Annotated in this window: 32 protein-coding genes; 12 read left to right on the plus strand and 20 right to left on the minus strand. The window is 64.8% G+C overall.

Translation table 11 applies throughout. The features are described 5' to 3' along the window. Window positions 1-208 precede the first annotated feature (208 nt). On the plus strand, window positions 209-1,627 hold the full coding sequence (locus P8Y39_06285; protein ID MEJ2191945.1) for a sigma-70 family RNA polymerase sigma factor: 1,419 nt from the start codon (window positions 209-211) through the stop codon (window positions 1,625-1,627). 69 nt (window positions 1,628-1,696) lie between these two features. On the opposite strand, the gene P8Y39_06290 is transcribed toward P8Y39_06285, so the two are convergent. The 3 genes from P8Y39_06290 to rpmB all read right to left on the minus strand — a co-directional run bounded on the left by P8Y39_06290 (window position 1,697) and on the right by rpmB (window position 3,479). Then, the gene (locus P8Y39_06290; GenBank protein ID MEJ2191946.1) at window positions 1,697-2,713 is read right to left on the minus strand and encodes a LysM peptidoglycan-binding domain-containing protein; all 1,017 of its coding nucleotides are present in this window, start codon (window positions 2,711-2,713) and stop codon (window positions 1,697-1,699) included. Window positions 2,714-2,823: 110 nt separating this feature from the next. Continuing rightward, window positions 2,824-3,288, minus strand: coding sequence for a DUF721 domain-containing protein (locus P8Y39_06295; protein ID MEJ2191947.1), 465 nt, complete (start codon window positions 3,286-3,288; stop codon window positions 2,824-2,826). 2 nt (window positions 3,289-3,290) lie between these two features. Then, window positions 3,291-3,479, minus strand: coding sequence for a 50S ribosomal protein L28 (gene rpmB / locus P8Y39_06300; protein MEJ2191948.1), 189 nt, complete (start codon window positions 3,477-3,479; stop codon window positions 3,291-3,293). A gap of 102 nt (window positions 3,480-3,581) precedes the next feature. Between rpmB and infB the strand changes: the two genes are divergently transcribed. From infB to P8Y39_06315, 3 genes are read left to right on the plus strand one after another with little or no spacing between them, the layout of a single operon-like run. Further along, a complete protein-coding gene (infB, locus tag P8Y39_06305) occupies window positions 3,582-6,020 on the plus strand; it encodes a translation initiation factor IF-2 (GenBank protein MEJ2191949.1) in 2,439 nt (812 codons plus the stop codon). 25 nt (window positions 6,021-6,045) lie between these two features. Beyond that, window positions 6,046-6,396: a 30S ribosome-binding factor RbfA gene (gene rbfA, locus P8Y39_06310; protein ID MEJ2191950.1), complete on the plus strand. Its 351-nt coding sequence runs from the start codon at window positions 6,046-6,048 to the stop codon at window positions 6,394-6,396. Continuing rightward, complete coding sequence (locus P8Y39_06315; protein MEJ2191951.1) at window positions 6,393-7,352, plus strand: bifunctional oligoribonuclease/PAP phosphatase NrnA; 960 nt, start codon at window positions 6,393-6,395, stop codon at window positions 7,350-7,352. The genes rbfA and P8Y39_06315 overlap by 4 nt, the downstream gene beginning before the upstream one ends. 4 nt (window positions 7,353-7,356) lie before the next feature. On the opposite strand, the gene P8Y39_06320 is transcribed toward P8Y39_06315, so the two are convergent. The 10 genes from P8Y39_06320 to P8Y39_06365 all read right to left on the minus strand — a co-directional run bounded on the left by P8Y39_06320 (window position 7,357) and on the right by P8Y39_06365 (window position 15,178). Further along, window positions 7,357-7,758, minus strand: coding sequence for a hypothetical protein (locus P8Y39_06320; GenBank protein MEJ2191952.1), 402 nt, complete (start codon window positions 7,756-7,758; stop codon window positions 7,357-7,359). A 412-nt stretch (window positions 7,759-8,170) separates the two neighbouring features. Continuing rightward, a complete protein-coding gene (gene rpsU / locus P8Y39_06325; GenBank protein MEJ2191953.1) occupies window positions 8,171-8,368 on the minus strand; it encodes a 30S ribosomal protein S21 in 198 nt (65 codons plus the stop codon). After that, window positions 8,359-8,685, minus strand: a complete 327-nt coding sequence (locus tag P8Y39_06330) for an RNA-binding protein (GenBank protein MEJ2191954.1) — start codon at window positions 8,683-8,685, stop codon at window positions 8,359-8,361. Before P8Y39_06330 ends, rpsU begins: the two co-directional genes overlap by 10 nt. A 111-nt stretch (window positions 8,686-8,796) precedes the next feature. Then, window positions 8,797-9,003: a cold shock domain-containing protein gene (locus P8Y39_06335; GenBank protein ID MEJ2191955.1), complete on the minus strand. Its 207-nt coding sequence runs from the start codon at window positions 9,001-9,003 to the stop codon at window positions 8,797-8,799. 187 nt (window positions 9,004-9,190) lie between these two features. Beyond that, on the minus strand, window positions 9,191-10,402 hold the full coding sequence (locus P8Y39_06340) for a bifunctional 3,4-dihydroxy-2-butanone-4-phosphate synthase/GTP cyclohydrolase II (GenBank protein MEJ2191956.1): 1,212 nt from the start codon (window positions 10,400-10,402) through the stop codon (window positions 9,191-9,193). A gap of 19 nt (window positions 10,403-10,421) precedes the next feature. Continuing rightward, a complete protein-coding gene (locus P8Y39_06345; protein ID MEJ2191957.1) occupies window positions 10,422-11,069 on the minus strand; it encodes a riboflavin synthase in 648 nt (215 codons plus the stop codon). Window position 11,070: 1 nt separating this feature from the next. Beyond that, window positions 11,071-11,400 (minus strand): hypothetical protein, encoded by a 330-nt coding sequence (locus P8Y39_06350; protein MEJ2191958.1) that lies wholly within the window; start codon window positions 11,398-11,400, stop codon window positions 11,071-11,073. 4 nt (window positions 11,401-11,404) lie between these two features. Further along, complete coding sequence (gene lepB / locus P8Y39_06355; protein ID MEJ2191959.1) at window positions 11,405-12,022, minus strand: signal peptidase I; 618 nt, start codon at window positions 12,020-12,022, stop codon at window positions 11,405-11,407. A 431-nt stretch (window positions 12,023-12,453) separates the two neighbouring features. After that, entirely contained in the window at window positions 12,454-14,256 is a 1,803-nt protein-coding gene (lepA, locus tag P8Y39_06360) for a translation elongation factor 4 (GenBank protein MEJ2191960.1), read from the minus strand. Between the two features lies 1 nt (window position 14,257). Beyond that, a complete protein-coding gene (locus P8Y39_06365; protein MEJ2191961.1) occupies window positions 14,258-15,178 on the minus strand; it encodes an ROK family protein in 921 nt (306 codons plus the stop codon). Window positions 15,179-15,363: 185 nt separating this feature from the next. Here P8Y39_06365 and P8Y39_06370 point away from each other — a divergent pair, with 185 nt between their 5' ends. Next, window positions 15,364-16,134: an MBL fold metallo-hydrolase gene (locus P8Y39_06370; GenBank protein ID MEJ2191962.1), complete on the plus strand. Its 771-nt coding sequence runs from the start codon at window positions 15,364-15,366 to the stop codon at window positions 16,132-16,134. A gap of 3 nt (window positions 16,135-16,137) precedes the next feature. On the opposite strand, the gene P8Y39_06375 is transcribed toward P8Y39_06370, so the two are convergent. Beyond that, the gene (locus P8Y39_06375; protein ID MEJ2191963.1) at window positions 16,138-16,413 is read right to left on the minus strand and encodes a hypothetical protein; all 276 of its coding nucleotides are present in this window, start codon (window positions 16,411-16,413) and stop codon (window positions 16,138-16,140) included. A gap of 77 nt (window positions 16,414-16,490) precedes the next feature. Between P8Y39_06375 and P8Y39_06380 the strand changes: the two genes are divergently transcribed. Both P8Y39_06380 and P8Y39_06385 read left to right on the plus strand, forming a co-directional pair. Beyond that, window positions 16,491-17,225 (plus strand): ABC transporter ATP-binding protein, encoded by a 735-nt coding sequence (locus tag P8Y39_06380; protein ID MEJ2191964.1) that lies wholly within the window; start codon window positions 16,491-16,493, stop codon window positions 17,223-17,225. A gap of 112 nt (window positions 17,226-17,337) precedes the next feature. Further along, on the plus strand, window positions 17,338-18,108 hold the full coding sequence (locus P8Y39_06385) for an ABC transporter permease (protein MEJ2191965.1): 771 nt from the start codon (window positions 17,338-17,340) through the stop codon (window positions 18,106-18,108). Between the two features lie 63 nt (window positions 18,109-18,171). Here the strand turns inward: P8Y39_06385 and P8Y39_06390 are convergent, their stop codons facing one another. Further along, complete coding sequence (locus P8Y39_06390) at window positions 18,172-18,663, minus strand: tetratricopeptide repeat protein (protein MEJ2191966.1); 492 nt, start codon at window positions 18,661-18,663, stop codon at window positions 18,172-18,174. A gap of 183 nt (window positions 18,664-18,846) precedes the next feature. On the opposite strand from P8Y39_06390, the gene P8Y39_06395 reads away from it, so the two are divergent. Next, entirely contained in the window at window positions 18,847-19,152 is a 306-nt protein-coding gene (locus tag P8Y39_06395) for a PilZ domain-containing protein (protein ID MEJ2191967.1), read from the plus strand. Here P8Y39_06395 and P8Y39_06400 read toward each other — a convergent pair. Further along, window positions 19,149-19,994, minus strand: coding sequence for a Clp1/GlmU family protein (locus P8Y39_06400; protein ID MEJ2191968.1), 846 nt, complete (start codon window positions 19,992-19,994; stop codon window positions 19,149-19,151). The two genes, P8Y39_06395 and P8Y39_06400, sit on opposite strands and share 4 nt — an antisense overlap. A gap of 124 nt (window positions 19,995-20,118) precedes the next feature. Here P8Y39_06400 and P8Y39_06405 point away from each other — a divergent pair, with 124 nt between their 5' ends. Together P8Y39_06405 and P8Y39_06410 are read left to right on the plus strand one after the other, a co-directional pair. Then, complete coding sequence (locus P8Y39_06405; GenBank protein ID MEJ2191969.1) at window positions 20,119-20,814, plus strand: pentapeptide repeat-containing protein; 696 nt, start codon at window positions 20,119-20,121, stop codon at window positions 20,812-20,814. A 177-nt stretch (window positions 20,815-20,991) separates the two neighbouring features. Beyond that, window positions 20,992-21,555 carry a superoxide dismutase family protein gene (locus P8Y39_06410; protein MEJ2191970.1) on the plus strand — a complete coding sequence of 188 codons (564 nt, stop codon included), beginning with the start codon at window positions 20,992-20,994 and terminating at the stop codon, window positions 21,553-21,555. 21 nt (window positions 21,556-21,576) lie between these two features. Here P8Y39_06410 and P8Y39_06415 read toward each other — a convergent pair whose 3' ends face one another. The 4 genes from P8Y39_06415 to P8Y39_06430 all read right to left on the minus strand — a co-directional run bounded on the left by P8Y39_06415 (window position 21,577) and on the right by P8Y39_06430 (window position 23,974). After that, window positions 21,577-21,981: a DUF2267 domain-containing protein gene (locus P8Y39_06415; protein ID MEJ2191971.1), complete on the minus strand. Its 405-nt coding sequence runs from the start codon at window positions 21,979-21,981 to the stop codon at window positions 21,577-21,579. A gap of 27 nt (window positions 21,982-22,008) precedes the next feature. Continuing rightward, window positions 22,009-22,521: a hypothetical protein gene (locus P8Y39_06420; protein MEJ2191972.1), complete on the minus strand. Its 513-nt coding sequence runs from the start codon at window positions 22,519-22,521 to the stop codon at window positions 22,009-22,011. Between the two features lie 7 nt (window positions 22,522-22,528). Continuing rightward, window positions 22,529-23,014 carry a hypothetical protein gene (locus P8Y39_06425; GenBank protein ID MEJ2191973.1) on the minus strand — a complete coding sequence of 162 codons (486 nt, stop codon included), beginning with the start codon at window positions 23,012-23,014 and terminating at the stop codon, window positions 22,529-22,531. Window positions 23,015-23,080: 66 nt separating this feature from the next. Next, window positions 23,081-23,974, minus strand: a complete 894-nt coding sequence (locus P8Y39_06430) for a DUF1848 domain-containing protein (protein MEJ2191974.1) — start codon at window positions 23,972-23,974, stop codon at window positions 23,081-23,083. Window positions 23,975-24,073: 99 nt separating this feature from the next. On the opposite strand from P8Y39_06430, the gene P8Y39_06435 reads away from it, so the two are divergent. Both P8Y39_06435 and P8Y39_06440 read left to right on the plus strand, forming a co-directional pair. Beyond that, window positions 24,074-24,274, plus strand: a complete 201-nt coding sequence (locus tag P8Y39_06435) for a type II toxin-antitoxin system VapB family antitoxin (protein MEJ2191975.1) — start codon at window positions 24,074-24,076, stop codon at window positions 24,272-24,274. Continuing rightward, a partial coding sequence (locus P8Y39_06440; protein ID MEJ2191976.1) for a PIN domain nuclease occupies window positions 24,271-24,638 on the plus strand: 368 nt, incomplete at its 3' end. The genes P8Y39_06435 and P8Y39_06440, both read left to right, overlap by 4 nt.

Here is a 24,638-nt window from a genome sequence, read left to right on the forward strand (position 1 = left end):
CACGTTGATAGGCTGGAGGTGAAAAGCCGTAAGGCCCAGCCGACCAGTACTAATCGACCGTGCGGCTTGACCCTCTCTTTCCCTCTGTTTTCATGGGACAGTCCGCAGAAAATTCGAAAGGAGGCACCAAAAAAAGGGGTTCAACCGCGCCTCTTTTTTGTGTATAATCTTTTTCAACAGTATCAGAGCTGAAGGTAAAAAGGGGCAGATGAGGCAGAAAGACATTTTTGAAGAGATCATCGACCTGGGAAAAAGACGGGGCGTTCTCACCTACGATGACATAAACGAAGCCCTTCCCGCCGAATTCTTCACCCCCGAGGAGATGGAAGACCTCATGGAAATCCTCCAGGACATGGGCATCAAGGTCGTGGAGGAGGAAGAGGAAGAAAAAGAGGGCAACGGGGAGCCGGAGGAGGAGGCCCCCGAGTATGAGAAGACGGAGGACCTCGTCCAGGCCTACTTCCACTCCATGGGCAACATCTCCATCCTCACCAAGGACGAGGAAACGCAGCTTGCGCGCCAGCTGGAGGAGGGCAAGGAGATAACGGCCGAGATCGTGAAGGCCATGCCCCTGTACGAGAACGAGTACCAGCGCGTCTCCGAGGAGATGGAGGGCGCCGAGCCCGAGGACGTCGAGGACGAGGCCCTCACCAACACCTTCGCCCGCCTCGAGGTCCTCATGGAAATGGTGGCCGAGGCGGATGAGAAGGTCGCCCGCTACGGCGACGTCAAGCAGCTCCGCAAGCTGGTCAACGAGAAGAAGAAAAAGGGCATTCAGCCCCGCAAGCTCGAGGCCACGCTGAAGGAAGCCCAGCAGATGTACAAGAAGGTGGAGTCCGAGGCCGGCGTGAAGGTGGACGCCCTCAGGCAGCAGTGGGAGCGCCTCGTGAAGGTGCGGGAGCTCATGACCGAGGCCAAGGACGAGCTCATCACGCGCAACCTGCGCCTGGTGGTCAACATCGCCAAGAACTATGTCGGCCGGGGCCTGCCGCTTCTGGACCTCATCCAGGAAGGCAACATCGGCCTCATGAAGGCCGTGGACAAGTTCAAGTACAAGAAGGGCTTCAAGTTCTCCACCTACGCCACCTGGTGGATCAGGCAGGCCATCACCCGGGCCCTCATCGACCAGACCAAGACCATCCGCGTGCCGGTGCACATGATGGAGTTCTACAACCGGGTGACCAAGGCCTCCCGCGAGTTGACCCACAAGCTCGGCAAGGAGCCCTCCAACGAGGAAATAGCCAGAAAGCTGGGCGTGCCGCCCAAGAAGGTGGAGGAGGTTTTCCGGGCCATCCAGGACCCCATCGCCCTTCAAACACCCATCGGGGACGAGGACACCGAGCTTGAGGACTTCATCGGGGACAAGTCCAGCCCCTCGCCCTACTCCGACGCCGAGCGGCTGGAGTCCTCCGAGCAGCTGCAGAGGGTGCTGCGCACCCTCTCGCCCAAGGAGGAGAAGGTCATCAAGATGCGCTTCGGCATCGGGGCGGACCGGGACCATACCCTGGAGGAGGTGGGGAGGTTCCTCTCCATCACCCGGGAGCGGGTCCGGCAGATAGAGGCCAAGGCCCTTCGGAAGCTCAAGCACCCCAGCAGGCTCAGGGCACTGAGAACGCTGATATCGTAAGCGTCCGGCTGAACGCACAGAAAAGCCCCGCTCCAAGGAGCGGGGCTTTTTTCACGTCCGGGCCGTTTCTCAGCGGGCCAAGCCGCTGACCTCGTCGCCCTTCTTCACCTCGTTTCTGCTTTCCTTGATGAGGGCCAGGGAAGTCGACTCCCGCACGTTGACCAGCTGGATGACCGAGTTTCGCCGGTCGTCGGTGCCCGGAAACAGGGTCATGAGCAGGTCGCCCTCCTGCAGTTGGTCCTCCTTCCCCTTGTCGATGAAGACGGCCTCGAACTGCCCGTTTAAACGTTTCATGTATTTGGAGGCCACGACATATCCGCCCACCTGGGGAGTGCGGGCCTCCCCCGTCAGGAAGGGCGGGAGCACCTCGTAGTAGTCGTCCAGGACGTCACCCTCGACGATGGAATCGAAGGCCTCGGTCACCCTGGCCTTGAGCCGCTTCGTGCCCGCCTCCTCGGCAACCACGGTGCCGCGCACCCGCACGAGCCACCCCAGGAACTTCCCCGTCTCGGGGTGCTTCACCTTGGCCTCCTTGCGGATGACGTAGAACTTCTGGCCCACCTCGGTGGGACGGTCCGTCTCGATGTATATCCTCGAGCCCGTCCCGTAGAGGGTCTCGCCGCGCATCGCCCCGGTAATCCTCCCCACACGGGGCACGTCCTTGGTGATGTAGCCGCTCTCAAGGAGAGCCTCGCGGGTGATGAGGGGCTTGAGCGTCGTGACCTCAAGGTCCTGGCCGTCCTTCCTCGTGGCCTCCGCCTCGGTTTGCGCGGGGGTCTCCGCCCCGGTTTCCGACGCGGGCTCCTGGGTGGCCTTCACCGAAACGCTGTCCTGCGAGAGGACCCGCACCGGTATGGTGATGACCTGGCCGGGGTAGATGAGGTCGGGGTTGTTTATGCGCTGGTTCTCCCGCCAGATGAGCGGCCACTGGAAAGAGTCCTCCATGTTGGCGCGCGAGATGTCCCAAAGGGTGTCCCCGCGCTTGACCACGTACTGCTTGTACTCGAAATGCTCGGCCTTCACCGGGGAAACCACCCCGAGCAGGGCGCCCAGAGCCACCAACGCTGTCAGCCGACCTAGGTTCATGGCAACACTCCTTTTATGCATTCTGCCCTACATTAAACAAGGGAGGAAACGGTGTCAAGGGGACATATCACATTTTTTCTTTCGGGGAAGAAGGGAGGGGAAGGAACGAATCACCGGCGGCGCTTCCGGGCGGCCACGTCCTTGCGGCATGCCCATTTCCCGAGGGCGGCCCGGATGCGTGAGGCCAGCTCCTGGTCCTTCACCCCGAGGAGCGCCTCCTCGATGAAGGCCAGGTCATGCTCCGAAGGACGCGCACGCACGGCGGGGCCCGCGCCGGGGCCGGGCGGGGGCTTCATCCGGCCGGGACGGCCCACCTTGAGCCTTATGTCTCGGACGCCGAGGGGCTGGAGCCTGGCGAGCATCTCGGCCCTGTAGAAGCTCATCTGCTGAAGCCAGACGGGGGAGGACACCATGACCAGGAGCCGGCCGTCCTCAATGCTCGCGGGGGAGGAGTTCAGGGAGGCGGGACCGGGGAAAAGCTCTGCCCAGCGCTCCTTGACGCGGGCCAGGGCGATGCCGCTTGCAAGGCCCAGGTCGCGGGCCAGGACGAGGAGTTCCCGGTCCGCCCGTTTCACCCTCAGAGGGCCTTCTGCACCGCTCCGGACCGCAGGCACCGGGTGCAGACGTAGGCCCGCTGGCTCTTGCCGTCCAGGACGACGCGCGTCCGCTGGAGGTTGGGGTTGAAGGAGCGCTTCGTTTTGTTGTTGGCATGGCTGACGTTGTTGCCGACCATCCTCATTTTTCCGCAAACCTGACACTTCGCCACGGGGGAGGACCTCCTCAAATTGATTTAAAAATGCTTTTTATGATAACATTTTAGATACTTTCTGACAAGCGCGACGCATGTCTCTGGAGGGTTTCTACATCGATGGCAAACATACGCGTTCACGAGCTTTCCAAGCGGCTGGGCAAGAGCAACAAAGAGGTCCTGGTCGTCCTCAATAAGCTGGGCATCCCGGCCAAGACGCATTCCTCGGGGGTGGATGAAGAGGCCGTACGGAAGGTGACCGAGGCCTTCTCCCGCAAGGCGGAAAAGCCCGCCCCCAAAAAGGCGGAAGCGGCCCCGCCGGGTCCCCGGGAGCAGAAGAAGCCCGAGGCGCGCCGGCCCGCCAAGCGCGAAAAGGTGGAGCAGAAGAAGGAGCCCGGCCCCGGACCAAAGCGCGCCGCCCCGCCGGCCAGGCCCCCCCGCCGGGAGAAGAAAGAGCAGCCCCGCAAGGCAGCCCCTCAGCATCCCGCTTCTGCCAAGCCCAAGGAGAGGAAGAAGCCCCCGCAGCGCCCCTACACCGTGGGAGACGTGGCCGACATCCTTCCGGAAGAGGAGACCGAGATGAAGGTGCCGGACCGGTTCCGCAAGGACATGAAGGGCGAGAAGATGGAGAAGTTCAAGGGCAAGCCCGGCATGCAGCGGGCCTTCCAGGCCATCCGGAAGATAGAGCCCTCCAAGCGGCACGCCGCCCCGCCGGGGCTGAGGAGGCCCGCCGGAGGCCCGGCAGCCAGGGAAAGGCCCCGCAGGCACGAAAAGCAGATGCCCACGGTGACCGCCCCCCGGAAGAAGAGCCTCAAGGTCCATGAGGGCGTCACCGTCAAGGACTTTGCCGAGACCATCGGCGTCAAGGTGGGCGAGGTCATCAAGGAGTTCATGAAGATGGGCTACATGGCCACGGTCAACCAGCCCGTGGACCTCGATGCCGCCCTTCTGGTGGCCGACCAGATGGGCCTGAAGCTCGAGGTGGAGCAGCCCGAGGACCTCACCACCCTGCCCGAGATGGCCGCCGAGGAGCAGGGCGAGCTCCGGCCCCGCCCCCCCATCGTCACCATCATGGGACACGTGGACCACGGGAAGACCTCCCTGCTGGACGCCATCCGGGAGACCAAGGTCATCGAGACCGAGGCCGGGGGCATAACCCAGCACATCGGGGCGTACAAGGTCTCCCTGAAGGGCAAGGAGATAGTCTTCCTGGACACCCCGGGGCACGAGGCCTTCACCGCGCTCCGGGCCCGGGGGGCCAAGGTGACGGACATCGTGGTGCTCATCGTGGCGGCCGACGACGGCGTGAAGCCCCAGACCGTGGAGGCCATAGACCACGCCCGGGCCGCCGGCGTGCCCATCGTGGTCGCCGTCAACAAGATAGACAAGCCCGAGGCCAACGTGCAGCGCGTGATGGGCGAGCTGGCCGAGCACGACGTGGTGCCCGAGGCCTGGGGCGGGCAGACCATCTTCGCCGAGACGAGCGCCAAGCAGCGCATCGGCATAGAGAGCCTCCTGGAGCTCATCCTGCTTCAGGCCGAGGTCCTGGAGCTGAAGGCCAACCCCGACCGCCCGGCCCAGGGCGTCATCATCGAGGCCGAGCTGGACAGGGGGCGCGGCCCCGTGGCCACGGTGCTCGTGCAAAACGGCACCCTTCGGGTGGGAGACGTCTTCATCTCCGGACTTCAGCAGGGCAAGGTACGCGCCCTGGTGGACGACATGGGCAGAAAGATAGACAGGGCCGTCCCCTCCACGCCGGTGGAGGTCCTGGGCTTCGGCAACGTCCCCATGGCCGGCGACGCCTTCGCCGTGGTGGAGGACGAGAAGAAGGCCCGGCAGATAGTGGCGGGCCGCCTGCACAAGCAGCGCTCCCTGGAGGTGGGCGCCAGGCCGAAGGTCACCCTGGACGAGCTGTACGCCAAGATCAAGGAAGGCGACATCAAGGACCTGAACATCATCATCAAGGGCGACGTGCAGGGCTCCGTCGAGGCCATCAAGGACGCCCTGGAGGGCATCACCCATCCCGAGGTCAAGGTGCGGGTGATACACTCCGGCGCCGGCGGCATCAACGAGTCCGACGTCATGCTGGCCAGCGCCTCCGACGCCATCATCATCGGCTTCAACGTCCGCCCGGACGCCAAGGCCTCCCAGACGGCGGAGCGCGAGGGCGTGGACATCGAGCTGTACAACGTCATCTACGAGGCCATCGAGGACGTCAAGAAGGCCCTGGAGGGCATGCTGGCCCCCACCATCAAGGAAAACGTCCTGGGGCGGGCCGAGGTCCGCCAGACCTTCCAGGTCTCTCGCGTGGGGACCATCGCCGGCTGCATGGTCCTGGACGGCTTGATGAGCCGCAACAGCGACGGCCTGCGGGTCATCCGCGACAGCGTGGTCATCTACGAGGGCAAGATAGGCAGCCTCAAGCGCTTCAAGGAAGACGCCAAGGAAGTGCAGAGCGGCTACGAATGCGGCATCACGGTGGAGAATTTCAACGACATCAAGGTGGGCGACATCCTGGAGAACTTCGTCCTGGAGAAGGTTGCCGCCCGCCTCTCGTGACCGCCCCCGGACAGGAACCCGAGGAATGCTGCCCTACAAGCGCTCCGAGCGTGTGGCCCACCTTCTGAGGGAGGAAATCGCAGAGATAATCACAAGCAAGGCGAAGGACCCCCGCCTCGCGTTCGTCACCGTAACGGAGGTGGATGTCACGCCGGACCTGCGCCTGGCCCGCGTCTATGTGAGCACCCTCAAGGACGAGGAGAAGGACGATGTCCTGGAAGTCCTCGGCAAGGTCCGCCCTTTCATCCGGCAGGAGCTGGGCAGGAGGCTTCGGATGAAGGTCATCCCCGACCTGGAGTTCCGCATCGACACTTCGGTGGGCTACGGCCAGCACATCGAGAAGATTCTCAGGGACCTCAAGAAGGAGGAGCAATGAACGGCCGGGACGCCATGGCCCGGTTTCTCATGGAGCAGCACCACCTCCTCCTTGCCTGCCACGTCAGCCCCGACGGCGACACCCTGGGCTCGGCCCTGGCCCTTGCAGAAGGCCTGAGGGGCATGGGCAAGGAGGCCGTGGTCATGAGCACCGACCGGATACCGGAGCCCTACGACTTTCTCCCCGGCCAAGAGAAGGTCACCGACACGGTGCCCGAGGGGTTCGAGCGGAAGGCCGCGGTGGTGCTCCTGGACTGTAACAGGCCCGACAGGGCCGGCCTCACGGGAAGGACCTTCGCCCGGAGCGCCGTCATCGACCACCACGAGACGGGCTCGGACTTCGGCGACGTGACCTGGGTGGAGTCCTCCTACGCGGCCACGGCCCTCATGGTCCTGGAGCTTCTGAAGGCCCTGGGGATCGCCCTCACACCCGCCATGGCCACCAACCTTTACACCGGCCTGGCCGTGGACACCGGCACGTTCCGCTACGCCAACACCACGCCCCTGGCCCTGAGGGCGGCGGCCGCGCTCGTGGAGGCCGGGGCCAACGCCGGGAGCGTGGCAAACAACCTCTATCGCAACTGGACCCCCAACAAGTTCGACCTTCTCTGCCTGAACCTCTCCACTATGGAGGTCGCCGACGGCGTGGGGGTCTCGGCCATCTCGCAGGAGATGTTCGAGAAGACCGGCACAACCGCTCTGGACACGGAGAGTTTCGTCAACTTCCCCCTCCTCATAAAAGGCATCGGGGTCTCCATCCTGATGCGGGAGGTGCAGAAGGACACCTGGAAGGTCAGCCTCCGGAGCAAGGGCAGGGTCAACGTGGCCCGGGTGGCCCAGGAGTTCGGCGGCGGCGGGCACGAAAACGCCGCGGGGTGCACCCTCAACGGCGGCAGGGAAGAGATCAGGGAAAGGCTCACCGAGGCCGTCAAGGCCCGTACCGCGGCAAAGACGTAAGGGGCTACTTTTTCCGGGAGGCCGGCTTTCCGGAGCCGGTGAGGGAGAGGATCTCCTCGTTGAGCTCCTTCTTCGTCAGGACGCCTTTCTTTTTGAGGAGGTTGACCAGGGCCTCCTGGAAGAGCGCGGCCCGCTTGAGGGGCTTCCTCCTGTCTCCCACCTTCTCGATGTAGCCCAGGTTCCTGAGCTCCTCGATGAGCATCCTGAAATCCCTTTCCATGCGCGCCAGCCGGTCGGCAAGCCTCAGGCGCTCCTCTCTCTCGGCCGCCAGCTGCGCCCCCAGCTCGCTGAGCACCCGGAGCACCCCCGTGGCCACGGCGTCCGCGGACCGTGCTTCCCCCTCCCGCAAAAGGAGGGCCACAAGCTCATCCATGGGGGACCTCGGGTCTTCCTTATCCTTTTTCATCCGCCCCCCTCTCCCTGTGCGCGGCCGCAGGCGCCATGGAGGCTATTTTACCACGTTCGCCCCCCCGGGGAGGCCTGGATGAAGAAGCGGTGTTGGAAGAGGCCGCGGATGAGGGGGAAAAGGAACGCAAACAAGGAAAGCGCGCAGGGACCGCTCAAGGGGGGGAATCCATGGGGGCCGCCCGGAGGCCAGCCCCTTTTTAACTGGTTTTAACCAGTATCATCCTTTTCAACAGCAACGGACATTCCAACGTTAAGTGGCAGCGGGGCCGCGCCCGGGGGTCACGGACCCCTTTTAAAACTCTCGGTAACGAATGTCACCCTTTTCAATGGCTAAAGACATCTCGATGTTAAGTCGGGGCAGGCCGAGCCTGCGGGACGGCACGGAGGGCGAAGGACGAAACGCAGACGTGTCAGCGGGTGCGCACCTTCCGCCTCCGGGCCCTTTTCGCTCTTCTTCTCTGGGCCTCCCTGCGCTTGTTCTTCTCCTTGACCGAGGGCTTCTCGTAGTGACGCCTTTTTTTCAGTTCGCCCAGGACGCCTTCCTTCTGGAGCTTTTTCCTGAGCTGCCTGAGAGCCGCTTCCAGGTCGTTCTGGACCGTTACTTCCACTCGGACCGTCTCTGGGGCCTGCCTCCCCTGCCGGGGCCGCCCGGTCCCCTGCCCCGCCTTTCCCTCTCGGCCTGGGGGCGGGCCTCCTTGACCAGGAGCGCCCTGTTCATGAAGGTGGTGCCGTCGAGTTCCTGCATCGCCCGCTGGGCCTCCTCCTCGGAGCCCATTTCCACGAAGCCGAACCCCCGCGAGCGCCCCGTCGCCGGGTCGGTCACGACCTTGACGGACTGCACCTGCCCGATGCGCAGGAAGAGCTCTCTGAGGTCCTCCTCGGTCGCTTCATAGGAAAGGTTTCCGATATAGAGCTTTTTTGCCATGCTTTCTCCTCTTTCAGACTTTGCCACGGAAAAGGGGGAAACGGGAAAGGAACGGTGGCATATGTGGGATGAAAAGCCGGCCCCCTCGGCGAGGGCCGGCGTCCGAGCAAGCTAGAGCTTGACGATGTTCATCGCCTTCGGGCCCTTGTCCCCGTCCACGACATCGAAACTCACCGCGTCGCCCTCGGCCAGGGTCTTGAACCCCTCGCCGCTGATGGACGAATAATGAGCGAAGACATCGCGGCCTTCTTCCGTCGTGATGAAGCCGTAGCCCTTCGACTCGTTAAACCACTTCACGGTTCCCTTTGCCACGAGCATACCTCCTTTCTTCAGTGATGTCGAGCGAACTCAAGGAGGCATGCCGTAGAAAACCGCAACCGGGATACCCTGCGTCCCTGCACCCGAAACGCATCCTTCTCGCTACGCCCGTAGAATAGCACATCCCCCGCGCCAAAGCAAGAAAAAGGAGGCACCGCACGCCCGTGGGAAGGGAGGGGGAAGGACTCTACACGTTCTCCAGCAGGTGTCCGAGCTTTTTCTTCTTGGTCTCGAGGTAACGGATGTTCTTTTCGTGGGGATTGGTCTCCAGGGGGACGCGCTCCACCACGCGGAGGCTGTACCCCTCCAGGCCGACGATCTTCTTCGGGTTGTTGGTGATGAGGCGCATGTCCCTGACCCCCAGGTCCACGAGCATCTGGGCCCCGATGCCGTAGTCCCTCAGGTCCGCCTTGAACCCGAGCTTGATATTGGCCTCCACGGTGTCCAGGCCGCCGCTGTCCTGAAGCTCGTAGGCCCGGAGCTTATTGGCCAGGCCGATGCCCCGCCCTTCCTGCCTCATGTAAAGCAGGACGCCCTTTCCTTCTTCCTCTATCTGGCGCATGGCCGAATGCAGCTGCTCCCCGCAGTCGCACCGCCGCGAGGCGAAGACGTCCCCCGTCAGGCACTCCGAGTGCACCCGCACGAGCACCCTGTCGCCGGGGAGAATGTCGCCCTTCACCAGGGCCAGGTGCACCTGGGTGTCCACGTCGTTGGCATAGGCGATGCCCCGGAACTCCCCGTACTCGGTGGGCAGCACGACGTCGGCCACCCGCCTGACCAGGAGCTCCTTCTTCATCCGGTAGGTGATGAGGTCCTTGACGGTGACGATGCTGACCCCGTGGGTCCGGGCGAAGGCCATGAGCTCGGGCACCCGGGCCATGGTGCCGTCGTCGTTCATTATCTCGCAGATGACCCCCGCCGGGATGAGGCCGGCCAGCCGGGCCAGGTCCACCGAGCCCTCGGTCTGCCCCGCCCGCTGAAGCACCCCGCCGGGCTTCGCCCTGAGGGGAAAAACGTGCCCCGGACGGACCAGGTCCTTGGCCGTGCAGTCCGGCCCGACGGCGGTCAGGATGGTGGTGGCCCGGTCGTGGGCCGAGATGCCGGTGCTCACGCCCCTCTTGGCCTCGATGGAGACGGTAAAGGCCGTGCCGAAGGGGGAGCTGTTCTGGTCGGTCATGAGGGGAAGGCCCAGGGACTCCACCTTCTCGGCCGTAAGCGACAGGCAGATGAGCCCCCGTCCGTGCTTGGCCATGAAATTGACCGCCTCGGGGGTCACCTTCTCGGCGGCCATGCAGAGGTCCCCTTCGTTCTCCCGGTCCTCGTCGTCCACCAGGATGACCATCCGCCCGGCGCGCATCTCCTCGACGGCTTCCTCGATGGTATTGAACGCGTATTTCATCTCTCTGCTCCCTCCTCGTTCAGCCCCCGACGAAGCCCTCCCGCGCCAGGGTCTTCAAGAGCGTGTCGGCCTCCCCGGTCCGCTCGTGGAGGAACCTGTGGACGTACTTGCCGATGATGTCGGCCTCCAGGTTCACGCGGTCCCCCGCGCCCTTCCGCCCCAGGGTGGTGACGGCCGCCGTGTGGGGGACGACGACCACCGTGAAGGCATCCCCGAGGACGTCCACCACGGTGAGGCTGACGCCGTCCACGGCCACGGAGCCCTTCTCCACCAGAAGCGCGGCCACCTCCGGCGGGGCTTCGACCGTAAGGGAGAGCATCTCCCCGTCACGGGCCTTCCGCCTGATGGCGCCCACGGCGTCCACGTGCCCCGTGACGAAGTGCCCGCCCAGCTTGCCCGAGGCCGCCAGCGACGGCTCGATGTTCACCCGGGCCCCCGGCCTGAGCCCGCCCAGGGTGGTCCGGGAAAGCGTTTCCCCCGAGAGGTCGAACACGAGGGCCTCTCCCGAGACGGAGGTGACGGTGAGACAGGCGCCGCTTACGTCGATGCTGTCTCCCACCGCCGCGTCCCGGGCCGCCCCGGGCGCCCGCACGGCCAGCACCGCGCCGGTGCCCCGCCGCCTGAGGGAGAGCACCTCCCCCATCTCGGTCACCAGTCCGGTAAACACGCTACTCGTGGACCTCCACGCTGTACATAAAGGTCTTCTGGTATAGGCCGAAGAAGTCCACGGTCTCCATCCAGGACATCTCGGCCCGGAACTCGCCGTCCATCCCGCGCTCCACGTGGATGTCTTCGCGCCTCAGGGGGACGCCCGCCTCCCGGGCCTTCTCATAGAAGTTGTCCACCATCTCTTTTTCGTGATGGATGTTGAACCTGATGATGTCATTGGCGTCGGACTTGAAGACCTCGTACCGGTACTTGGGCATCCCGAAGAGGAAGGCCGCATAGAGCCCGGTCCCTATGGCGGCCAGGCAGAGCAGAATTCTCAGTTTTTTCATGAGGTCACTCCACGAGTTTCGCCATCCTGCCCAGCCTGGGCAGATGGCTCTCTCCGTCCCAGGACCAGTAGATGACGAGGGCCTTGCCCTCTATCAGGTCCCTGTCCACAAACCCCCAGTAACGGCTGTCGTAGCTGTGGTCCCGGTTGTCCCCCATCATGAAGTACTTCCCCTCCGGGACCACGATGGGGCCGAAATTGTCCCGGGGGACGCTCTCCCCGGGGTTGGAGCCCCTGTCCAGGTGAATCGCGTAGGGCTCCTTCTGCAGAACCCCGTTTACGTAAATCTTCTGGTCCCGCGACTCCACGACGTCCCCGCCCACGCCCACGATGCGCTTGATGAAGTCCCTCTTCGGGTTCTCGGGGTACTTGAAGACGACGACGTCCCCCCGCTCAGGGTCCCTCACGGGGAGGATATCGCCATGGGTGAACGGTATGTTCGTGCCGTATATGAACTTGGTCACCAGCAGGTGGTCGCCCACGAGCAGGGTGTTTTCCATGGAGCCGGTGGGGATTTTAAAGGCCTGCACGGCATGCGCCCGGATTATCAGGGCAAGCAGCAGGGCGACGATAATGGCAGCGGTATATTCTCTTTCGGCGCTTTTCTTTTTCGTCTTGAGCAAATCCCTGAAATGAAGGCTCTTTCCGAAGAAATCGCGGGCATAGAAGGCCAACCCGAGCATTATGAGGCTTCCAACGAAACCGGAAACTCCATACATCGTCACCAATTGAATGAATCGCCCCCCGCCGCCCAGGCTCGGGAAAAAAGTCACCTTGGAGTCCGGGAATACGAGGAAAAAGGCGATGTCGAAAACGGATAACGCTATGAGCCCCTTCAACGCCCATCTTCTCAGGTTGATGATGCCGATCCCGAAAACGAAATAGAGGATGCCGGTCAATATGTACTTGTTCAGAAAGAAATAACTGACGACGTCGGTTTCCCCTACCAGCCAGAAGACGCTTTTCACCATTGCCAGCAGGCCCAACAGCCAAATGGCAACCGGATATTCTTTCAGCTTGTCGTATTCGGGGGATAGAGAGAATCTGGCTTCCATTATGTCACCTTCATGACGGAGAGGAAGGCCTCCTGGGGGATTTCCACCTTGCCCACCTGCTTCATCCTCTTTTTTCCTTCTTTTTGCTTCTCCAGGAGCTTCCGCTTCCTGGTGACGTCGCCGCCGTAGCACTTGGCCAGGACGTCCTTTCTCATGGCCTTGACCGTCTCGCGGGCTATGATCCGGCCCCCCACGGCGGCCTGGATGGCCACTTCGTACATCTGCCGCGGGATGACGCCCTTCAGGCCCTCCACGACCTGCCTCCCTCTATAATAAGCTTTATCTCCATGGACTATCAAGGAAAGGGCGTCCACGGGCTCGCCGTTTATGAGAATGTCCAGGCGGACCAGGCCGGCCTCCCTGTAACCCAGGGGCTCGTAGTCCATGGAGGCGTAGCCCCGGGAGACCGTCTTGAGCCTGTCGTAGAAGTCCCAGAGGATTTCCGTAAGGGGCATCTCATAGGTGAGCATGATGCGCTCCTTTCCGGCGTAGCGGAAGTCCTTCTGCACCCCCATCCGCCCCTGGCAGAGGTCCATCACCGGGCCCACGAAGCCCTCCGGGACGAAGATGACAACCTTGACGTACGGCTCCTCCATCCCTCTGAAATCCTCGCGCCACTGGGCCGGGTTATGGACGAAATGGACGTTGCCCTTCCCGTCGGTGGCCCGGTAGCGCACCGTGGGGGTGGTACACAGGAGGGAAAGGCCGAACTCCCGCTCCAGGCGCTCCTGGATGATCTCCATGTGCAGGAGCCCCAGGAACCCGCACCGGAAGCCAAACCCCAGGGCATGCGAGCTCTCGGGCTCGTAGAGGAAGGAGGAGTCGTTGAGCCTCAGCTTCTCCAGGGCGTCCTTGAGGTCCTCGTACCGGGCCATCTCGGTGGGGTAGAGGCCGCTGAAGACCATGGGCCGTATCTCCTTGTATCCCGCCAGGGGGGCGGCGGCCGGCCTGCCGGCCTCCGTGATGGTGTCGCCCACCCTGGTATCCGAGACGTTCTTGATGCCGGCCATGAGGTAGCCCGCCTCCCCTGCGCCCAAGGCGGCCACGGGCTCCATCCTGGGGCCGAACACGCCCACCTCGGTCACCTCGAATTCCTTCCGGCTGCTCATCAGGCGGATGCGCGTGCCCTTTGCGACCGCCCCGTCGAACACCCGCACCAGGACCACGGCCCCCCGGTAGCTGTCGAACCAGGAATCGAAGATGAGGGCCCTCAGGGGCTCTTCGTCGCTGCCCTCGGGCGGGGGAAGGCGCTTGACGATGGCCTCCAGGACCTCGTCCACCCCCTCGCCCGTCTTGGCGCTCGTCAGGATGGCCTCCTCCGCCGAAAGGGGCAGGGCCCCGGCAATCTCCGCCCGCACGCGCTCGGGCTCGGCGGCGGGGAGGTCTATTTTGTTGACGACGGGGATGATTTCCAGGTTGTTCTCGATGGCCAGGTAGGCGTTGGCCAGGCTCTGGGCCTCGATGCCCTGGGCCGCGTCCACCACGAGGAGCGCCCCCTCGCAGGAGGCCAGGGAGCGGGAGACCTCGTAGGAGAAATCCACGTGCCCGGGGGTGTCTATGAGGTTCAGGATGTAGTCCTGCCCGTCCCGCGCCCTGTAGCGGAGGCGGACGGCATGGGCCTTGATGGTGATGCCCCGCTCCCGCTCCAGGTCCATGGAGTCCAGGACCTGCTTGACGGAAAGCTCCTTCTCCGAGAGGGCCCCGGTGCGCTCCAGGATGCGGTCGGCCAGGGTGGACTTTCCGTGGTCTATGTGGGCCACGATGGAAAAGTTCCGGATGTTCTTCTTCGCTATCTTCTTCATCTCACGCGTTCTCCAGCACGAGGGCCGCGGCCCCCAGCACGCCGGCGTCATCTGCCCCCAGGGCCGAGGGCAGTATGCGGAGGCCTTCGAAGAGCCCGGGCATGCTCCGGCGGGAGGCCTCTCTCACGGCCTCCTCGACATAGATGTCCCAGGCCCCCACGAGGCCGCCGGTGAGGATGACGGCCTCCGGAGCGAGGAGGTTCACCATGTTGGCGATGCCCACGCCCAGGGCCCTTCCGGCCCTTCTGAGGGCCTCCCGGGCCAGGGGGTCGCCCTCCCGGGCGGCCCCGGCCACGTCCCTGGCCGTGGCGCCGTGCAGGCGCCCTCCCATGGTCTCCAGAAGGAGGCTCTCACGTCCCCCCTCCACTTCTCTCACCAGCCACTGCACGATGGCGCGGGCAGCCGCGTACTGCTCCAGGCAGCCGTTGTTGCCGCAGGAGCAGCGCTCCCCGTCCCGCTCAATCACCATGTGGCCCACCTCGGCGGCCACCCCGAGGAGCCTGCCTCCCTGCACGATGCCGCCGCCTATGCCCGTGCCCAGGGTGAAGAGCACGAAGTCCTGAAACTCGCGCCCCGCCCCCATCCAGCGCTCCCCCAGGGCGGCGGCGTTGGCGTCGTTTTCCACCACCAGGGGAAGGCCCAGGTTCAGGGAGCGGAAGCTCCTGCCCGCGAGGGCCGGGATGTTCGGCGAGTGGATGACCCGGAGCCCCCGCCTGTCCACCAGGCCCGCCGTCCCCAGGCCCACGCCCCGGACGCCGGGGTACTGGCCGCGGAGCTCGGCCACCATCCCGGCAAGAGCCCTTATGGGGTCACCAGCCGAGGAGGCCTTGAGTTTCCTCAGGATTTTCCCCTCCCCGCCGACCACGGCAGCCCGGATGTTCGTGCCCCCGAGGTCCACCCCTATGGCGATATCGTTTTCCATCGGGAATTCAAAGGAACAGCATAATATTTTACCACAGAAGGAAGAAAGGCGGACAGGGCCGGGAAGTGTAGCGGATTGTCCCGCTGCCGGGTCTGAAAAGGGCCGCCCGAGTGGTTAAAAGGCCATCTGGATGGCATCTGGATGGCTTGAAAAAAGAGAGGGGCGCTGATACAGTAGTGCAGCCTATGGTCATCAGGGCGGTCTCTCTTCAGTCCGGGAGCAACGGCAACTGCCTCTACGTGGAGGCCGGAGGGGCCCGCCTCATCTTCGATGCCGGCATCCCGGGCTCGCGCGTGGAGGCCGGGCTGCGGGCCCTGGGCAGGGAGGTGCGGGACGTGGACGCCGTCATCATCTCCCACGACCACGCCGACCACGTCCTGAAGGCCGGGGTCTTCCAGAGGAAGTTCGGGCTGCCCCTTTTCTTCACGCCGCGCACCCTGGAGGAAGCCCTCGCGCGCCATCCCCTGGGGAAGCTCCGGGACGTGCATTATTTTCTTGCCGGGGGGACGCTCGCCTTCGGCGAGGCCCGGGTGCGCTCCATCCCCACGCGCCATGACGGGGTGGACGGGGCGGGCTTCGTGGTGACGGCCGGCGGGAAGAGCCTGGGCATCCTGACCGACCTGGGCCATGCCTTCCAGGGGCTGGGCGAGGTCCTGAGCACCCTGGACGGCGTCTTCCTCGAGAGCAACTACGACCCGGAGATGCTCAGGCGGGGCCCCTACCCCCGGAGCCTCAAGAGGCGCATAGAGGGGCCCGGCGGACACCTGTCCAACAGGGAAGCGGCGGAGCTTCTGAGGGAATATGGAAAAGGGCTCAGGTGGGCCTGCCTGGCCCACCTCTCGGAAACGAACAACGCGCTGGCCCTGGCCTTGCGCACCCACCGGAGCATTCTCGCCCCGGGCCTTCCCCTTCGGGTGGCAAGCCGCTACGCCCCCACGGGTGTGCTTACCCTTTAGCCCTCAGTCCGTCAGCAGTCCCTCGAGGCCCGCACGCACGAGGAGGTCGCGGCAGAAGGCCCGGCGCTCCTCGGGCACGAGGAACATGACCCCTTTCTTTACCGAGCCGAAAAGGATGCCCATGACCCCGGTGGAAGCAAGCTCCACGATATCCACGGTGTAGTCCACGCCCGCCTCGTCCAGGACAGCCTCCACCTGCCGGGCCTCGCCCAGGCGCGAGGCGACCGAGAGAGGGGCGAGGGTTTCATCCTTGAACTCTTCGGGCAGGCGGCGGCTCACGGGCTTTCCTTTCCCATGGGGTATCGTTGCCATTATACCAGAGGGGCGGCCTGGGCGGCCGATGATATAATGGGCCTATGCCGGTCATCAGTGCCAGGAACCTCGTCAAGGACTACGGCTCCTTCCGGGCGGTGAAGGGGGTGGACTTCGATATCGAGGAAGGGGAGAACTTCGGCTTCCTGGGGCCCAACGGGGCCGGGAAGACCACGGTCATGCGCACGATATACTGCTATCACCCGCCCACGGAGGGAACGGTGACGGTGCTGGGGATGGACGTCACGGAGGAGCCCTCCGGCATCAAGGCCCTGGAGGGGGTGATGCCCCAGGACGAGAACCTGGACCCCGACCTCACCTCGCTGGAGAACCTCTTCGTCTACGCCCGGTACTTCGGCATCCCCAAGAAGGTCTCCGTGCCGCGGGCCCGGGAGCTGCTCCGGTTTGTGGAGCTGGCCGAAAAGGCGGATGTCAACGTCCAGAGGCTCTCCGGGGGGATGAAGAGGCGGCTGCTTCTGGCCCGCGCCCTCATCAACGAGCCCCGCGTGCTCATCCTGGACGAGCCCACCACGGGGATGGACCCCCACGGGAGGCACAAGGTGTGGGAGAACCTCTCCGCGCTCAAGGAGAAGAAGGTCACCCTGGTGGTGACCACCCATTACATGGACGAGGCCCAGAGAATCTGCGACCGGGTGGCCATCATGGACGACGGGCTCATCGTGGCCGTGGACACCCCGGCCGGGCTCATGAAGGCCCACGGGGCCGGGAACCTGGAGGACGTCTACCTCACCCTTACCGGCAGGGCGCTCAGGGAGTAAGCGGCGCACCGGGGGAAGAGGGTTTGGACCCCCGGAAAAGAGTGCGGTACAATGGGGACAGCCCCCCGGCTGAGGGGCAGCCCCCGACCGATGCACCCCGAAAGGAGAAGCGATGCAGGTCAAGCGCGCGGTCCGTGTGTGGCAGCGGCACTTTACCGTCTATACGAAGCTCTACAAGTCCAGCCTGTCGCTGAACTTCGTGGAGCCCGCCCTTTACCTCGGGGCCCTCGGCCTGGGGCTGGGCAAGTACGTCCAGAACATAGGCGGGCAGTCCTACGTGCATTACATCGCCCCGGGGATGGTGGCCTACTCGGCCATGTTCGCCGCCGCCTACGAGTGCACCTACGGGACCTACCTCCGGATGACCTACCAGAAGACCTTCGACGCCCAGCTGGCAACGCCGGTGAACCTCGACGACCTCGTCACGGGGGAAATGATATGGGGGGCCACAAAGAGCGTCCTCTACGGGTGCATCATCATAGCCGTCATCTCCGCCTTCGGGCTGGTGGGCTCGCCCCTGATAGTCCTGTCGGTGCCCTTTCTGTTCCTGACGGGCTTCATCTTCGCGGCCCTCTCGGTCCTCTATGCCGCGGCGGTCCCCGGCATCGACTACTTCAATTACTACTTCACGCTGTTTACGACGCCCATCTTTCTGTTCTCCGGCATTTTCTTCCCCCTGGAGGGCCTTCCGGACATCCTCCGGGACATCGCCTTCTTCAACCCCCTCTACCACACGGTGAACATCACCCGGGGCACTTCCGCCGGAGCGTTCCCCTTCCGGGACGCCCTGTGGCTCCTGGTGGCCGCGGGCATCCTGGCGCCCTACCCCTACAGGCTCATGCGCAGGCGCCTCCTCATCAAGGGCGGCCGGTCTCCTTTTTAGATCACGAGGCGGGCCAGAAGGAGGGACGCGCTTCGATGATTCAGTCGAGGAGGCCGAGCCTTCCTAGCGGAGGCCGAGCCTGCTCAGAATGAAGCCCAGGTACTTGTTCAGGACGTTGTCCCGGGCAAGGAAGGGGAAGAGGGGGCGTTTGCGGATGCCCATCGTCTGGAGCCAGTCTTCGATGTCCTTGTTGTAGCCGTAGTGCAGACCCTTTCTGGCGGTCTCTATGGCCTTCTTCTTGTCCCCGGCCTTCAGGAGCACTTTCCCCAGGTTCAGGTAAAGGACGGGGTTTTCCGGGGCCTCCTCCAGAGCCGAGGTGCAAAGCTCCATCCCCCGCCCGAGCTGCCCCCTGTCGGTGGCCGTCAGAAGGCCGATGTAGGAGCGGGCCTCGGGGCTGTCCCCGGCCTTCCGGGCCTTTTCGAAGAAAGACAGGGCCCGGAGCCTGTCGCCTTGCCTCAGGCACTCCGCGCCCCGGCTGACGGGGTCCTGCGGCGAAGCCTGCTCTTCCGCCTGCTCCTGGCCAGCCGGGATATCTTCGGCGTTTGCGTTCTCCATGGCTCTGGGGCGGGACCAACCCCCCGCCGCCTCTATAATATCATACGCAGGCCCGTATCTCCCCCGCTTGAGCCCTTTTGCCGGTTGTATCCCCGGCACTCTTTGCCATTGACGGGGGAGTGCGCCTGTGCTAATTTTCACAGAACGCGTCCGGCCCTCCGCGCAGGAGGGGCTGGAGACCTGGTGAGGGGGGGTCTGTTGGGGTTGGGCAGGTTTGACGAGAGGTCGGAGAAAAGGGACCCTTTTTCGGTCTCGATGCAATTCGTCTACACCTTCCGCAATGGAGAGCACCGGAGGGCCAGGGCCGAGGGGCTGACCACGGACATAAGCGACGGCGGCCTGGGGCTTTACACGGACCGTCCCCTCAAGAGGGGACAGGTGGTGAAGGTATACAGCTCGGAGATGGACGAGGCCCCTCTCCGGGCGGAAGTGCGCTGGTGCACGAAGTATTCCGAGAGCCTCTACCGCGTGGGGGCCCGCTTGCTCTAGGGAGCGCACCGGAAGTCCTCTTCCCCGAGGGCCAGGGTGTCCACCTCCGAAAGCGAGGCCAGTGAGGTGTAAAGACAAATCCGCCCGCCCTCGGCGGCTTCGACAACCCCCAGGGCCAGGGTGTCTTCTCCCCTGTTCAGCCCCACGCAGAGGCCCGGGGACGGCCCGGAGAAGCCGGGCTCGACGCTCCTGCCCCCTCGGGAGAAGGCCACCCGGCCGGCATCGAGGCACCTCACGGAGGCGCCCTCAAAGTGCTCCCTGAACTTCCGCTCCCGATAGGCGGCCCGCTCGGCCCTGCTTCTGCTTCTGGCCTTCGGGGAGACGTGCATCCTCCAGATGCGCGGCCCCCGGACCTCGCCCAGGATGTGCTTCAGCTCCTCCCCGCGCTCGAGTGCCACCACATGGGCGGGGCGGAGGGCCCGGACCTTCCCCAGCTTCAACGCCCGCCCCGGGTCCCCGTCCACCAGGCCCGAGGAGTCCACCAGGACGACATTCTCCGGCGCGGAGCGCGCCAGGCGGACCGTATGGTGGATGACCTCGCCGATGTGGCGGCCCGGGTTGACCCCGCCGACAAAGGCCATCCGGTCGGGCACGGCGTGCTCCATGTCCGCTCGGGTCCGAAAGCTCTTCAGGGATACGGTGCCCGGCGGGCCCAGGGAGGACTGCCCGATGTCGGAGTCCACCAGGGCGGCGGGGACGCCCCGCCCGAGAAGCTCCCGGATGACGAAGAGCGCCAGGGCGGTCTTCCCCGAGCTTGTCCCGCCCAGGAGGAGGGCAATCCCCGGACGGGCCATGAGCTCCTCCAGGAGGGCTTCCCAGGCTGGCTCCGGCACGATGTCCATGGCAGATTATAAGGGGCGGGAGGCCCGCGCACAACAGGGCGCAAGCGCCCCACCCGGGCGGCACGCAGAAGGCCGAGGAGCAGCCGACGGGACAGGGCGGGGAGAATGCACTATAATGGGGGGCATGGAAAGGATATCTCCCATCAGGCTCAACGAGCTTCTTCGCCTGAGGGGGGTCGCGCGGGGCTGCGACCTCGGCGGAGCCAACCTCAAGGGGATGGACCTCTCCGGGGGAGACCTCCAGGGGAGCGGCTTCCGGGGGGCCGTCCTCGAAAGCGTCAACCTCATCGGGACCAACTTTTCCGGAGCGGACCTCCGGGGGGCCGACCTCAAGAACGCCAACCTCACCGGGGCCGACCTCACGGGGGCCGACCTCGGGGGAGCGGACCTCTCCTTCTCCAAGCTCACCGGCGCCGTCCTCCGGGAGGCAAACCTGGAGGGCGCAAACCTGCACCTGGCAAACCTCGCCGCCGTGGAGGCCCAAGGCGTGCATCTCAAGGGCGCGGACCTCCGGCAGGTGGACGGCGATGCGGCGCGCCTGGAAGGGGCGGACCTCCGCGAAACCAACGGCTACGGCATGAGCATGGCCGGGGCCCGCCTCGCGGGCGCACGCCTCTCGGGGGCCACCCTCACCCGGGCCGACTTCAACGCCGCCGACCTCTCGGGAGCCGACCTCCGCGGCGCCGACCTCATAAACGCCAACCTCAACGCCGCGAACCTCTCCGGGACGGACCTGAGCGGGGCCGTCATGGCCGGCACCCTCATGGAGCGCACCAACCTCACCCACGCCATCCGGGGGGAAACCAGTTCCCCTTCTTAACACCAAACGGTAGACGCCAGGGACCAGTCCCTTATTTTGACCACCAGACCGCAAGCGCCAGCAGGGGGGGAGTTAATAAGGAAGGCAACTGGTTGCCCTGGCCGCCTGGTTGCCCTTGACAGGGGGCGTTTTTTCGATAGGATGGAAGAAACGACCCGCGAGGAGGGCACTTCGGCCATGAGGAATGTGAGAAGAATGCTTGTCGCAATCGTCCCGGTCTTCGTCCTGCTTCTTATCGGAAACGGCGCCCTTGCCGGAGGGGATGCCCCCCTGGCCAAGGCCAGGCTCATGGACAAGGACGGCAACGTGGTGGGCTACGCCGTCATCACCGAGGGCGACCTGCTCCAAGTGGCCTACAACCTTACCGGCCTTCCCCCGGGGCTTCACGCCTTCCACATCCATGAGACCGGCGCATGCGAGCCTCCCTTCAAGAGCGCCGGGGGGCACTTCAACCCCTACGGGGCCAAGCACGGCCTCAAGAACCCCGAGGGCGCGCATGCCGGCGACATGGCCAATATCCTGGTCGGCCCGGACGGGACCGCCTCGGGCGTGCGGTACGCCCCGCTGGCCACCCTCAAGGAGGGGGCCCGGAACTCCCTCTTCAAGGAGGGCGGCACCGCAGAGCCCGAAGGAGCACCGGAAGAGCAAGTAGCAAACAGCACGCCGGACGCCGGCCCGGCGACGGGGGGCGGGCGGCTGCAAGGAACCGCCTCTTTCCGGGGCAGGGTGTCCTGCGTTTGAAGGGATTTCCGCCCGGCCGTGCTACTGGACGGTGGGGGAGAGGGGGCTTTCGGGCTCCTCCCCGAAAAGCTCCCTGTACTCGTCCGGAAGCTCGCGGAAGATGCGCCTGAGCTCCCCCGGCGAGACGGCCTCCCGAAGCACCGCCACCACGGCCCGGGCATAGGCCACCGCCTGATGGTACCGGACGTCGGCCCGGGCCCCCACGCGGGTGTAGAACTCCTCGAGGCTGTAACGGTCGTCCTGGGCCTTCGCGGCAAGCACCTCCTTGAGCTCTCCGCCCAGCTGCGCGGCCAGGTGGTCCCGCTCGGTGCGGAAGAGCCGCTCCCCCAGGGTCTCAAGGACGGCCCGGAGCGCCCGGTCGGCCTCCGCCCGGTCACTCATCCCGCCCACCGCCTGCACCCGCTGGATGAACTCCTCGAAGCTCATTGACCCCGCCCGTCTCCCGGGAAGTTTCTAATCGCCGAAGATGTGGAAGCCCCCGCCGGAGTGCAGCATGTCCTCGACCTGCGGCTTCAGGTGTACGGACACCCTGATGATGCCGTCGCCGCTCTCCCAGTAGCTCACCCGCAGCACGTCCTCGAAGGCGAAGGGCTGGTACAGGGGCCTCAGCTCGTAGGCCACGACCGTGCCCTGGGCAGTCTGGACCCGCATGGGCAACACCGCCGTGGCGGCGGGATTGTGCAGGTCGAAAGCACGGGCGCGCTCGATGGCCTCGACCGCGTCCAGGCCCTTCATCACGCGGTAGTCAAACTCCGGGGCCCTGGGCACGATGGTGTAGGGGTCTCCGGCCACATCGAGGATGGCGGTGGTCTCCAGGTCCTGGAGATGGTTTCCGCCATAAAGGATGAGGTCGAAGGTCCCCCGTATGGGCTCCGTGCTCTTCATGTTGGACGTCCTCAGGGTGCCGGCGCATCCCGCGGCAAGGAGCGTCACGGCAAGGGCGGTTATGAGGGCACACCGCTTCACTACGGCCTCAGGGCCCGCGCCTCATGAGCGGCACAACGGTGACGTCCACTTTCACCTTCCCCTCCCCGGTGAGCAGGTAGCGTATCTCTATCAGGTTCGGCACGGGCCGGGATATGAGCTCCCGCCGGGAGCGGAGCTCGAACCCGATGACCCTGTTCTGCTCATCGAGGATGCGGCGTATCCGGACGGGCCATTTCTCGGGCTCCTGGCCCTTGAGGTACCGGGCCGCGCCTTCCACCGCCTCGGGACCGGTGACGCCCTCCACCCTCTGCGTGACGTCCTCGGGCTTGAAGGGGACGAACTCGTACTCATCGTCCTCCCTGTCCAGGATGACGACGTCCTTGCCCTCCTCCGCGTTGTAGTACAGAACATTGTACGGCCCCGTCACTTCCTCCGGCGTCCCGCCCTCCTCGGCCCTGACGGCCTTCTGCGCCGCGCAGGAGACCAGGGCGAGAAGGGCCAGGGGGGCAACAAGGGAAAAAACGCTCTTCATACCTTCATCATAGGACCCCCCGCATGCGGTGTCAAGGAGGCCGGCCACCAGTGGCCCGCCTCCTTCTCACGCGGCCTCATGAGAGGTCCGGGGCAACAGGGAGGCTGCTGCGGGGTCGTGCCGCGCGTGGTTTCCAAGGGCGGCCTCCCGGCCGCCGGTGGCGTAGCAGTAGAGGCACCCGTGCAAGCAGGTGTCGTAGGCCCCTATGTCCTTGCTCCGTGCGCAGCCGCAGGCCGCCCTCTGCGAGGGGTCCTTCTCCCCGGAGACCCGCACCCCCAGGACGTCCCCGATGAGCGCGCCGTCGATGCACCGCCCGGGTGAAATGCCGTGGGGGGAGAGGTCCTCGGGGCTTGCGCAGGAGAAGACCGGAAGGCCTTGGCCGCCCGCCGCCCGGGAAAGACCCCGGGCGATGCGCAGGCGGGCCTCCCTGTCGGGGTCCTGGAAAGCGACGGCCGCCCGCGTGAGGTTCCGGACGGTCTTGCCGTAAAGATGGGCGAAGCTCACCACCACCCGGCGGGTGAAAGGACCAAGCGCCCGGAGAAGCTCCTCGAAGTTCCTGAGGATGTACTCCTCCGGGGTCGCCTCCGAGATCAGGACGGGGTCGTACCGCCAGAGGACCCTCTCGGGGCCGACCCGCCCGCTCAGTGCCCGAAAGGCCTCCACCGCCTCCTTTGGCCGGGGGGCGAAGGGCTCGAGCACGGGCGGATAGCCGGTGATGGTGTAGAGAAAGTAATACCTGTAGCCCCGCCTGTCCAGCTCCTCCAGATGGGGCATGAGGGGCGCGGGGTTGCGCGTCCAGAAGACGACGGCCTCCACGGCCTCGGGCCGGAGGTCCACCCTGCTCGTCTGGGCGGGGTTGAAGGGATTTTCGACCAGGGCGTACCCCTCGCGCGTGCGGTTCATGAACCACTCGGCGTAGAACGCCGGAATGTCGGTGCGCCGGGAGGCGGAGATGACCATGGATGTATTTTAATCGAACACCCGCCAAACCGGCAGAAGCTTGCTCTATACACATAAATATGCTATATTTGGTGTATAGAGTGGAAGGAGGTGATTTTCATGTTGAGGACGAACATCGAGCTTGATGAAAAGCTCGTGAAGGAGGCCATGACGCTCACTCACAAGAAGACCAAGAAGGAGCTTGTGAATTACGCCCTCCAGGAGCTCATCAGCAGGACAAAGAGGAAGAAGCTCCTTGAACTGGAAGGCAAGGTGCAATGGTCCGGCGACCTCGCCGAGATGAGAAAGGGCAGGACATGATTCTTGTGGATACCAGCGTCTGGGTGGACTTCCTCAGGGGCGTGAACTCCCCCCACCGCCGGATGCTCCACAGGCTCGTAGAGGACGAGGCGGACATCGCCATCACCGGGATAATCCTTACGGAAATCCTCCAGGGCATAAAGGAAGACAGAGATTATCGCAGGATGCGGGAGTACCTTCTGGAATTCCCCATCCATGAACCGAAGGGCGCCCAGACCTACCTTGCCGCCGCACGGATTTATAGGGAGTGCAGGAAAAAGGGCAAGACCGTCAGGAGAACCGTGGACTGCATCATCGCCGCGATATGCATGGAAAATAATTTGACCCTTTTTCACAAGGATGCCGACTTTGACCGCATCGAGGC

Source organism: Nitrospirota bacterium (assembly GCA_037386965.1).
Taxonomy (GTDB): Bacteria; Nitrospirota; Thermodesulfovibrionia; order Thermodesulfovibrionales; family JdFR-86; genus JARRLN01.

Excerpts from the sequence above, each read along its gene's own strand:
- P8Y39_06285 (MEJ2191945.1), top strand. The coding sequence starts at position 209 with ATGAGGCAGAAAGACATTTTTGAAGAGATCATCGACCTGGGAAAAAGA.
- P8Y39_06290 (MEJ2191946.1), bottom strand. The coding sequence starts at position 2,713 with ATGAACCTAGGTCGGCTGACAGCGTTGGTGGCTCTGGGCGCCCTGCTC.
- infB (MEJ2191949.1), top strand. The coding sequence starts at position 3,582 with ATGGCAAACATACGCGTTCACGAGCTTTCCAAGCGGCTGGGCAAGAGC.
- rbfA (MEJ2191950.1), top strand. The coding sequence starts at position 6,046 with ATGCTGCCCTACAAGCGCTCCGAGCGTGTGGCCCACCTTCTGAGGGAG.
- P8Y39_06315 (MEJ2191951.1), top strand. The coding sequence starts at position 6,393 with ATGAACGGCCGGGACGCCATGGCCCGGTTTCTCATGGAGCAGCACCAC.
- P8Y39_06320 (MEJ2191952.1), bottom strand. The coding sequence starts at position 7,758 with ATGAAAAAGGATAAGGAAGACCCGAGGTCCCCCATGGATGAGCTTGTG.
- P8Y39_06330 (MEJ2191954.1), bottom strand. The coding sequence starts at position 8,685 with ATGGCAAAAAAGCTCTATATCGGAAACCTTTCCTATGAAGCGACCGAG.
- P8Y39_06335 (MEJ2191955.1), bottom strand. The coding sequence starts at position 9,003 with ATGCTCGTGGCAAAGGGAACCGTGAAGTGGTTTAACGAGTCGAAGGGC.
- P8Y39_06340 (MEJ2191956.1), bottom strand. The coding sequence starts at position 10,402 with ATGAAATACGCGTTCAATACCATCGAGGAAGCCGTCGAGGAGATGCGC.
- P8Y39_06350 (MEJ2191958.1), bottom strand. The coding sequence starts at position 11,400 with ATGAAAAAACTGAGAATTCTGCTCTGCCTGGCCGCCATAGGGACCGGG.
- lepA (MEJ2191960.1), bottom strand. The coding sequence starts at position 14,256 with ATGAAGAAGATAGCGAAGAAGAACATCCGGAACTTTTCCATCGTGGCC.
- P8Y39_06365 (MEJ2191961.1), bottom strand. The coding sequence starts at position 15,178 with ATGGAAAACGATATCGCCATAGGGGTGGACCTCGGGGGCACGAACATC.
- P8Y39_06370 (MEJ2191962.1), top strand. The coding sequence starts at position 15,364 with ATGGTCATCAGGGCGGTCTCTCTTCAGTCCGGGAGCAACGGCAACTGC.
- P8Y39_06380 (MEJ2191964.1), top strand. The coding sequence starts at position 16,491 with ATGCCGGTCATCAGTGCCAGGAACCTCGTCAAGGACTACGGCTCCTTC.
- P8Y39_06385 (MEJ2191965.1), top strand. The coding sequence starts at position 17,338 with ATGCAGGTCAAGCGCGCGGTCCGTGTGTGGCAGCGGCACTTTACCGTC.
- P8Y39_06390 (MEJ2191966.1), bottom strand. The coding sequence starts at position 18,663 with ATGGAGAACGCAAACGCCGAAGATATCCCGGCTGGCCAGGAGCAGGCG.
- P8Y39_06400 (MEJ2191968.1), bottom strand. The coding sequence starts at position 19,994 with ATGGACATCGTGCCGGAGCCAGCCTGGGAAGCCCTCCTGGAGGAGCTC.
- P8Y39_06405 (MEJ2191969.1), top strand. The coding sequence starts at position 20,119 with ATGGAAAGGATATCTCCCATCAGGCTCAACGAGCTTCTTCGCCTGAGG.
- P8Y39_06410 (MEJ2191970.1), top strand. The coding sequence starts at position 20,992 with ATGAGGAATGTGAGAAGAATGCTTGTCGCAATCGTCCCGGTCTTCGTC.
- P8Y39_06415 (MEJ2191971.1), bottom strand. The coding sequence starts at position 21,981 with ATGAGCTTCGAGGAGTTCATCCAGCGGGTGCAGGCGGTGGGCGGGATG.
- P8Y39_06425 (MEJ2191973.1), bottom strand. The coding sequence starts at position 23,014 with ATGAAGAGCGTTTTTTCCCTTGTTGCCCCCCTGGCCCTTCTCGCCCTG.
- P8Y39_06430 (MEJ2191974.1), bottom strand. The coding sequence starts at position 23,974 with ATGGTCATCTCCGCCTCCCGGCGCACCGACATTCCGGCGTTCTACGCC.
- P8Y39_06435 (MEJ2191975.1), top strand. The coding sequence starts at position 24,074 with ATGTTGAGGACGAACATCGAGCTTGATGAAAAGCTCGTGAAGGAGGCC.